Source organism: Actinosynnema sp. NPDC023658 (assembly GCF_040639995.1).
Classification (GTDB): Bacteria; Actinomycetota; Actinomycetes; order Mycobacteriales; family Pseudonocardiaceae; genus Actinosynnema.
Genome location: NZ_JBFAAX010000237.1, coordinates 1 through 8,642, shown reverse-complemented (window position 1 = coordinate 8,642; position 8,642 = coordinate 1). Strand labels below are relative to the sequence as shown.

Genomic DNA, 8,642 nt, shown 5'->3' with positions numbered 1-8,642 from the left:
CGCCGGTCTCCAGGGCCGCGGGCGGCGAGCCGGCGACCATCAGCGCTGAGGAACGACGCATTGAACCTCATTCATGACGACAGGCTGGATTGCAGCTCGAGAGCTGGTGCACAGGTGTCGGCCGACCAACCGGTCACTGAAAGAGACACGCGAAAAGAGCAGCGCAGAGCGCGATCCCCCCAGGCCGAGCCCCCGACTCGACCGACCCCGAATGGACCCTACCCCAGAAGGCGTGGGCGGGAAAGCGATTCCTGCTCGCACTCAGCGAGTGGGCTTCTCCGAGATGTGGACGAATTCGTTGTACGTGAACACCTTGCCCGCCGACCTCGGGAACGGGAAGGACATGCGCTTGCGCTCCACCAGCCCGAGCTGCGAGGTCACGTCCGCGAGGCCGTCGAGGTCGGTGAACGCCACGTGGGTGGGGTCCGACTCGTAGCCGCGCTCCTGCGGGCAGATGAGCACCAGCAGACCGCCGGGCGCCAGGAAGTCGACGTAGCCGCGCAGGATCTCCACGGCGTCGGGGCGGGGCATGTGCTCGACGAGGTGCGCGGCCAGCATGCCGCCGAAGCGGCCGGGCTTGGCGTACTCGGTGTCGAAGAACTCGTCGGTGGTGAACGCCGTCAGGCCCATGTCGCGGCAGATCTGGACCGAGTGCGGGTTGTGGTCGACGCCGACGCCGTGGGGCGCCAGGTGGCCGAGGTTGCGGCCGATCCCGCAGCCGACGTCCAGCACCTCGCGGTCACCGAAGATGCGCCGCACGTTCCACCGGTACGGGGCCTGGACGTTGAGGACCCGCTTCCAGGGCAGGTTCTGCAGGCGTGCCAGGCGGTCGGTGTAGTCCTGACCGTCGGTTTTGTCCACGGTCCGTACGTTAGACGACCGCGGGTTGCGTGGCACGCAGGGGTGTGATTACCCGCTCGGCCAATGGGCGGGCACCCGCGCCCGTCCCGCGCCCGTCCCGCGGCGGGTCGCATTCGGGCTAAATGTGTGCGCATTCGGCCCACTCGGCGTGAATGGTGCTGATCACGGTCCGTAGTAATCCGACTGCGGAGGCACGTCCTACCTCCCTATGCTCGCCACCGTGGCCGACGAGTGGGAATGGGATCCGTCGCTGTACTCGGGCAGCGCCCGTTATTACCGGCGAGGTCGAATCGCCTACCCCGACGCCCTCGCCGGCGCGCTGGCCGCCGAGCTCGGGCTCGACGGGTCCGGGCGCCTGCTCGACGTCGGGTGCGGTCCCGGTTCGCTGACCCTGCCGCTGGCGCCCCTGTTCGAGGAGGCCGTCGGGCTGGACGCCGACCGGGACATGGTCGAGGAGGCCGAACGGCTCGCCGCCCGCGCCGGGGTGCGCAACACCCGGTGGCTGCACCTGCGCGCGGAGGACCTGCCCGCCGGGCTCGGCGGCTTCCGGCTGGTCACGTTCGCCCAGTCGTTCCACTGGGTGGATCGGCCCGCGGTCGCCGCGGCGGTGCGCACCATGCTGGAGCCGGGCGGAGCCTGCGCGCACGTGCACGCCATGACGCACCAGGGCGTCGAGTCGGACGAGGAGCTGCCGCACCCGAGACCACCGCACGCGGCGATCGCGGACCTGGTGCGCGACCACCTCGGTCCGGTGCGACGCGCGGGCGCGGGCAGCCTCCCGCACGGCACGCCCGGTGGTGAGGCGGAGGTCTACCGGGCGGCCGGGTTCCGCGGGCCGCGCCGGATCGAGCTGCCCGGCCGGGTGGTCACCCGCGATGCCGACGACGTCGTCGCCGCGGTGTTCTCGCTGTCGAGCTCGGCGCCGCACCTGTTCGGCGACGGGCTCGCCGCGTTCGAGACCGGGCTCCGCCGGCTCCTGAGCCGCGCCAGTCCGAGCGGGCTGTTCAGCGAGCGGTCGCACCGGGTCTCGGTGGACGTCTGGCGGCCCTGAGCCGGTGGTCGGTCCGTCCGGAGGGGACGGCGCGGAAGCCTGTCGTCCCCGCACCCCGCCGGTCGCCGCGGTCGCGGAACCCGCACGGCGGGACGGCGCACGTGCGGTGGGGTAGGAATGACAGGTCCACCCCGATCGCAGGCGGGAACAGGGGGGCGCGGTGACGACTGCTACCGCGATCGTCGTGCTCGTCGTCGCGCTGGTCGCCGCGCCGGTGCTCTGGTCGGTCACCCGCCGGGCCGCGTCACGGCGGTCGCCGCGCCCGCTCGGCACGAGTCGCGAGTACCCGCACCGACTGGTCGGCGGCGGGGTGGAGCGGCGGGTCGGTGTGATCACCGGCGACCTGCGGCGGGTGCGCTCGGTCGAGGTGTGGGTGAACCCGGAGAACACCGAGATGCGGATGGCCAGGGTGGACGAGTTCTCGGTGTCCGCGATCATCCGCCACGAGGGCGCGCGGCGGGACGCCACCGGCCGCATCACCGCCGACCTGGTCTCCGACGAGCTGGACCGCCTGGTCGGTGGGCGGCGTCCGGTGCCCGCCGGGACGGCGATCGTCACGGGCGCGGGCGCCTTGGCGCGGTTCGGCGTGCGGCGCGTGGTGCACACGGCGGCCGTGCACGGCGAACCCGGCTCCGGGTACCGCCAGGTCCGGGACGTGGGTCGGTGCGTGACCGCGGTGCTCACCGCCGTAGACAACGTCGTGGAGCAGCCACCTCCGGGGTCGGTGCTGTTCCCCCTGCTGGGGGCGGGGCAGGGCGGCGGCGACCCGGGGGAGACCGCGGTGGCGCTCGTCAGCGCGGTGGTGGACTACCTCACCGCGAAGCCCGCCTCCGCGGTCCGGGAGGTCTACGTGCTGGCCTACACCGACGTCGAGCTCACGGCCTGCCTCGACGCGTGCAAGCGGCTGGGCCTGCCGCCGAGCCGGGAGCAGCGGGCCGTGGCGGTGACGCCCCGGGTCGAGGAGGCCGTCGAACCGCCGGGGGCGCCCGCCAAGACCCTCCACACGGGTGTCTCGGTGGACGTCGTGGGGTTCGGCGCCCGGTCGGCGCCCGAGCGCGACGCCGTGCAGCAGCGCCTGGTCGGCCTGCTCCGGGACGTGCTGGCCGACGCGGGCACGGACCTCGACCTCGTGCGCCACGAGTGGCTGGGTGACGGCGCGTTCGTCTACCTGCCGCACGACCTGGACCCGAGCCGGGTGCTGCCGGTGCTCGTCACCGCCACCTCGCGCCGCCTCACCGAGGACAACCGGGCGCACGACGACCGGATCCGGTTGCGCATGGCGATCGCGCTGGGGCTGCTCGGTCCCGGCGTCACGGGCTACTCGGGACCGCTCGCGGTGGAACTGGCCCGGATGACCGACTCGGCTCCGCTGCGCCGGGCGCTGGTCGACGAGCCGGGGCGCGACTTCGCCGTGCTCATGTCGGACTACCTGTACACGCACGTGGTCCGGCTCGGGTACGCCGACCTGCCCGCGGCGGAGTTCCACCGGGTCGAGGTCGCGGTGAAGGAGTACGCCGCGTCGGCCTGGCTGTGGTCCCCGACGCCCGTCGCGTGAGCCCGCGCCATCCCTCCCGGCTGATCTTCGAGATGTGCGCCGGTGATCTCCGGCGCAGAATGATCTCGGAGGTGTCGAATGGCGGAGACCGAGAGCGTGCCCCGGTTGCGGCAGGTGGTGCTCGACAGCACCGACGTGAGGATGCTGGCCGAGTTCTACCGGCGTCTCCTGGGGATGGCCTACCGACCGGGCGACGAGCCGCCGGCGGACGGGCAGCCCGACGAGCGCGGTCGTGACTGGTTGGTGCTCCGCGACCCCGACGGCGGCACGCAGGTGGCCTTCCAACAGGTGACCGACCTGCCCGAGCCGACCTGGCCGGAAGGCCCGGTGGCGCAACAGCTCCACCTCGACCTGACGGTGCCGTCGGCCGAGGAACTGGAGGTGCAGCACCAGCGCGCGCTGCGACTGGGCGCCCGCATGCTGCTGGACCGCAGCGACGACCCGGAGGAGCCGCTGTACGTGTACGCCGACCCGTCGGGCCACCCGTTCTGCATCTTCGTCAGCTGAGCGGTCCCCGAGCTGCCCCGGCCCGAGCTGCCCCGGCCCGAGCTGCCCGGCTCGGGAGCGCCCGGCCTAAGCGACGCCCGCCGCGATCAGCTGCCGCCAGATCTCGCCCTGGTCGACGACCTCGACGCCGAGCTTCTCGGCCTTGGTGAGCTTGCTCGCGCCGACGTCCGCGCCGGTGATCAGGTAGTCCGTGCTGGCCGAGACCGACGTGGCCGTGGTCGCGCCGGCCTTCTCGCACAGCCTCTGGAAGGTGGGCCGGGGGACCTTCTCGCCGGAGCGCGGGTCGCTGATCGCGCCGGTGATCACCACCGTCTTGCCGGCCAGCGGCGCGTCCGACGCGACCACGGGCGGCAGGTCCTCCTCCCGCACGTCCAGCGACACGCCGCGCTCGCGCAGCCGGTCCAGCTCGGGCCGCAGGCGGGTCAGGTGCTCGATCAGCGAGGCGGCGACCTTCGGCCCGATGTCCTCGACGGCGACCAGGCGTTCCTCGCCGGCGTCGGCCACCTCCTCCAGCGAGCCGAACCCCGCGCGGCACAGGCGGGCGGCCGTGCCCTCCGACGCCATCGGGATCGCGAGCCCGATCAACGCCCGCCGCAGGCCGACCGCGCGGCTGGTGGCGATCGACTCGACCATCCGCGCGGCCGAGACCTCCCCGATGCGGTCGAACTCCAGCAGCTGCTCCTTGGTCAGGGTGTAGAAGTCCGACGGGTGCTCCAGGATGCCGGCCTCGGCGAGCCGTTCGATCCACACCGGACCGACCGCCTCGATGTCCGCCGCCGCCCGCGACGCCCAGTGGATCAACCGGCGCACGGTCTGCGCCGGGCAGGCGACGTTGGTGCAGAACAGCTCCCGGCTGTTGCCCTGCTCGGTCAACCCGTGCCCGCACGACGGACAGGCCGCCGGCGGCACGATCTCCTGCTCCGCGCCCGTGCGCTTGGACGCGTCCAGCACGCCCGCGACGAACGGGATCACGTCGCCGGCCCGCCGGATCAGCACCGTGTCACCGATCCTGATCCCGCGCGCCCGGATCACCTCCTGGTTGGCCAGCGTGGCGCGGGTGACCGTCGTGCCGCCCACGAACACCGGCTCCAGGTGCGCGACCGGCGCGATCTTGCCCGTCTTGCCCACGTCCCACACCACGTCGGACAGCACGGTGGTCTTCTCCTCGGCGGCGAACTTGAACGCCAGCGCGCCGCGCGGCGAGTTCGACCGCGTCCCGGCCGCCGCGAAGGCGTCCCGGTTCGCCAGCCGCAGCACGGCGCCGTCCAGGTCGTAGTCCAGCTCGTTGCGCCGCGCCTCGATCTCCGAGATCACCGCCTGCGCCGCCTCCGCGTCGGCGCAGTGCCGCATGTCGGCCACCTCGAACCCGAGCGCGCGCAACCCGTGCTCCAGGTCGGCCGCGGCGCCGCCCTCGGAGGTGTCCAGGTCGAAGGCGAAGAACTGCAGGCGCCGGCCGGCGACCGTGGCCGGGTCCTTGGCGCGCAGGGTGCCCGCGGCGGCGTTGCGCGGGTTGATCAGCGGCTTGTCCGGGTGCGCGGTGTTGTACGCGGCGAACGTGGAGCGCAGCATCACCGCCTCGCCGCGCACCTCCACCCGACCCGGCGCGTCCAGCCGCTCCGGCACCCCGTCGACCAGCCCCCGCACCAGCGGCGTCACGTCGTCGCCCGTCGTGCCGTCACCCCGGGTCACCGCCCGCGCCAGCCGCCCGCGCTCGTAGACCAGCGCCAGCGACAACCCGTCCAGCTTCGGCATCACCACCACCGGCTGACCGGGGAAGCGGTCGAAGAACGCCACCACCTGCTCGGGCCGCGTCGCCTTCTCCAGCGACAGCATCGGCCGCGAGTGCCGCACCGGCGCGTGCAGCACCGCCGGCGCACCCACCTGCTCCAGCGGGTTCGGGTCGGGCGCCAAATCCGGGTTCGCCTCGACCAGGCCCCGCAGCTCGTCCTCGATCGCGTCGTACTCGGCGTCCGCGACGAGCGGCGAACCCCGGTAGTAGGCGTCGCGCAACGCCACGACCTGGTCTGCGAGTTCCTGGATGCGTTCCCGAGCGTTCACGGTGGACAAGCTACCCGCGCCCACCGACAGTCGTCCCCGGCGACGCGAATACCGCTCGCGGTCCGGGCGGTCACGCCCTAGCTTCTGCTCCGAGCAGAGGAGAACCGTGGAGCAGATCAGCAAGCGACTGGTGAACTGGGCGTCCATCCTGGACCCGGCCACGCGCGAGCAGGCCGAGAAGGCCTCGCGGATGCCGTTCATCTTCCCGCACCTGGCGCTCATGCCCGACGCGCACCTCGGCAAGGGGGCCACGGTCGGCAGCGTCATCCCCACCCTGGGCGCGATCATCCCGGCCGCGGTCGGCGTCGACATCGGCTGCGGCATGATCGCCGTGCGCACCCAGTTCACCGAGGCCGACTTCCGCGCCCGCCCGCTGGCCCCGCTGCGCCGGGCGATCGAGCGGGCCGTGCCGCTGTCGGCGGGCAAGTACAACACCAAGCTGACCGACACGGCGCGCGACCGGGTCGACGTGCTCGCCGCCCGCGCGCAGGCCGCCGGCTTCGACCCCGGTTCCTACGCCGGCAACTGGGCGTTGCAGCTGGGCACCCTCGGCAGCGGCAACCACTTCATCGAGGTCACGCTGGACGAGACCGGGCGGGTGTGGCTGTTCCTGCACTCCGGGTCGCGCGGCGTGGGCAACAAGATCGCGCAGAAGCACATCCGGATCGCCCACGACCAGTGCGAGCGGCGGTGGATCGACCTGCCCGACCCGGACCTGGCCTACCTGGTCGAGGGCGAGGAGCAGTTCTGGCGCTACATCCGCGAGATGCGCTGGGCGCAGGACTTCGCCTGGTCCAACCGCGAGGAGATGATGGACCGGGTGGTCGCGTGCGTGGCCGACTGGACCGGCCGTGACGTGGAACGCCAGGAGACCGTGAACTGCTTCGCGGGCGAGACGCAGGTCATCACCCGCACCGGCACGCGCCCGATCGAGGCCCTGGCGGACGGCGTGCACGAACTGCTCACGGCGGGCGGGGAGTGGGTCAAGGCCCCGGTCCGGTCGTTCGGCAGGCAGGAGGTCCACGAGGTCGTGCTGGGCCGGTCCGGTGCGGTCAAGACGATCCGGGCGACCGCCGGCCACCGCTGGCTCCTGCGGTCGCGCCGCGGGCACGAGTACGAGGCGACGACGGCTGAGCTGAAGCCCGGCGAGCGGCTCCAGCACACCTTCCCGCGTCGACCGGTCGGACTCGCGGTGGATCACGAGGCCGCCGCCCGCGGGTTCGTCTACGGTCGCGTGTCGGGCAACCGGTCCACGGCGAACGCCGGCGGTCCGGAGGCCGCGGCGGTGCTCCGGCTGTTCGACCGGCTCGACGGGTCGCCGGCGGAGTGGACGACCGAGCGGCCGGACCTCGACGCGCCCGCCGACGTGATCCACGGGTGGCTCGCCGGCCGCTTCGCGGCGGCCGGCGCCGTCGGCGAGACCGGTCGTCCGACCCTCGCCTCGGCATCCCGCGAGGACCTGGAGTTCGTGCGCACCGCCTGCCAGGCCGTCGGCATCGGGACGTTCGGCATCAGGACGCGCCTGCGCACCGGGCACGACGACGGGCCGGGCGCGCTGCACCTCGTCGGGCTGATGCGCGGCGACCTCGACCCGGAGTTCTTCCTGGTGGACGAGCACCGGGCGCGGTTCGAGGCGAGTCGGCACGCCGCCGAGCAGCGTGGCTGGACCGTGCTCTCGGTGCGGCCGACCGGGGAGACGACCGAGGTGTACTGCGCGGTCGTCGAGGACACGCACTCGTTCGCCCTGGGCGACAACATCCTCACCGGCAACTGTCACCACAACTACACGGAGCAGGAGACCCACTTCGGCAAGCAGGTGTGGTTGTCGCGCAAGGGGGCGATCAACGCCGAGGAGGGGCGGCCAGGTCTCATCCCCGGCTCGATGGGCACCGCGTCGTACGTGGTGGTGGGCAAGGGCAACCGGATGGCGCTCAACTCCTCGCCGCACGGCGCCGGCCGCGAGTACTCCCGCTCGGCCGCGCGCCGGGCGTTCGACCGGGACGACCTGCGCCGGGCGATGGTCGGCATCGAGTACCGCGACACGGACGCGTTCATCGACGAGATCCCGGCGGCCTACAAGGACATCGACGTCGTCATGCACGACGCGCGCGACCTGGTCGAGGTGCGCCACACGCTGCGGCAGCTCGTCAACGTGAAGGGGGACTGACCGCCCGGTGACGGCGTGCCGCCCCCGAACGTGCGCGATAGCCCTTCCGGGTGGTTCCACGACTGCGGTCGGGCGCGGGCCACTAGGTTCCCCCGTGTGAAGCGGTTCGGGTGGGTTGTCGTGCTGGCGCTGGTGGCGGGGCTGGTGTCGCCCGTCCCGGCGTGGGCGGTCGGGCGTTCGGCGGGGGAGTGCGCGGTGTCGTTGGACTGCACGGCCGCCGAGCTCGACCGGATGGACGTGGCGGAGCGGTTGGAGTTCCTGCGGCTGGTGCAGAGCGGACCCGCCGCGGCGCTCGGCGCGTCGGACCGGTGGCGCAACATCGAGGGCGTCCTGGAGTTCTTCCGCGACCACGGCCTCGGTGCGCCGGGGACGTGGGTCTCGCACGTCGACGCGGGGATCCTGGAGGGCGTCGAGCGCGGGGTCGCGCTGGCGCTGGGCCGGTC

6 protein-coding genes and 1 pseudogene are annotated in these 8,642 nt (G+C 73.1%); 5 read left to right on the top strand and 2 right to left on the bottom strand.

Going from position 1 to position 8,642, the window contains the following annotated elements; translation table 11 throughout:
* Window positions 1-261: 261 nt before the first annotated feature.
* The gene (locus tag AB0G02_RS22040) at window positions 262-861 is read right to left on the bottom strand and encodes a class I SAM-dependent methyltransferase (RefSeq protein WP_360797326.1); all 600 of its coding nucleotides are present in this window, start codon (window positions 859-861) and stop codon (window positions 262-264) included.
* 220 nt (window positions 862-1,081) lie between these two features.
* Here AB0G02_RS22040 and AB0G02_RS22035 point away from each other — a divergent pair, with 220 nt between their 5' ends.
* From AB0G02_RS22035 to AB0G02_RS22025, 3 genes are all read left to right on the top strand, one after another.
* Window positions 1,082-1,912, top strand: coding sequence for a class I SAM-dependent methyltransferase (locus AB0G02_RS22035; protein ID WP_360797325.1), 831 nt, complete (start codon window positions 1,082-1,084; stop codon window positions 1,910-1,912).
* 160 nt (window positions 1,913-2,072) lie between these two features.
* On the top strand, window positions 2,073-3,467 hold the full coding sequence (locus AB0G02_RS22030; protein WP_360797323.1) for a macro domain-containing protein: 1,395 nt from the start codon (window positions 2,073-2,075) through the stop codon (window positions 3,465-3,467).
* 78 nt (window positions 3,468-3,545) lie between these two features.
* Window positions 3,546-3,974 (top strand): VOC family protein, encoded by a 429-nt coding sequence (locus AB0G02_RS22025; protein WP_360797321.1) that lies wholly within the window; start codon window positions 3,546-3,548, stop codon window positions 3,972-3,974.
* Between the two features lie 66 nt (window positions 3,975-4,040).
* On the opposite strand, the gene ligA is transcribed toward AB0G02_RS22025, so the two are convergent.
* Window positions 4,041-6,032, bottom strand: a complete 1,992-nt coding sequence (ligA, locus tag AB0G02_RS22020; RefSeq protein ID WP_360797319.1) for an NAD-dependent DNA ligase LigA — start codon at window positions 6,030-6,032, stop codon at window positions 4,041-4,043.
* 106 nt (window positions 6,033-6,138) lie between these two features.
* On the opposite strand from ligA, the gene AB0G02_RS22015 reads away from it, so the two are divergent.
* Both AB0G02_RS22015 and AB0G02_RS22010 read left to right on the top strand, forming a co-directional pair.
* On the top strand, window positions 6,139-8,199 hold the full coding sequence (locus AB0G02_RS22015; protein ID WP_360797318.1) for an RtcB family protein: 2,061 nt from the start codon (window positions 6,139-6,141) through the stop codon (window positions 8,197-8,199).
* Between the two features lie 96 nt (window positions 8,200-8,295).
* Window positions 8,296-8,642, top strand: a pseudogene (locus AB0G02_RS22010) (hypothetical protein); the annotation flags it as partial.

Excerpts from the sequence above, each read along its gene's own strand:
- AB0G02_RS22025 (WP_360797321.1), top strand. The coding sequence starts at position 3,546 with ATGGCGGAGACCGAGAGCGTGCCCCGGTTGCGGCAGGTGGTGCTCGAC.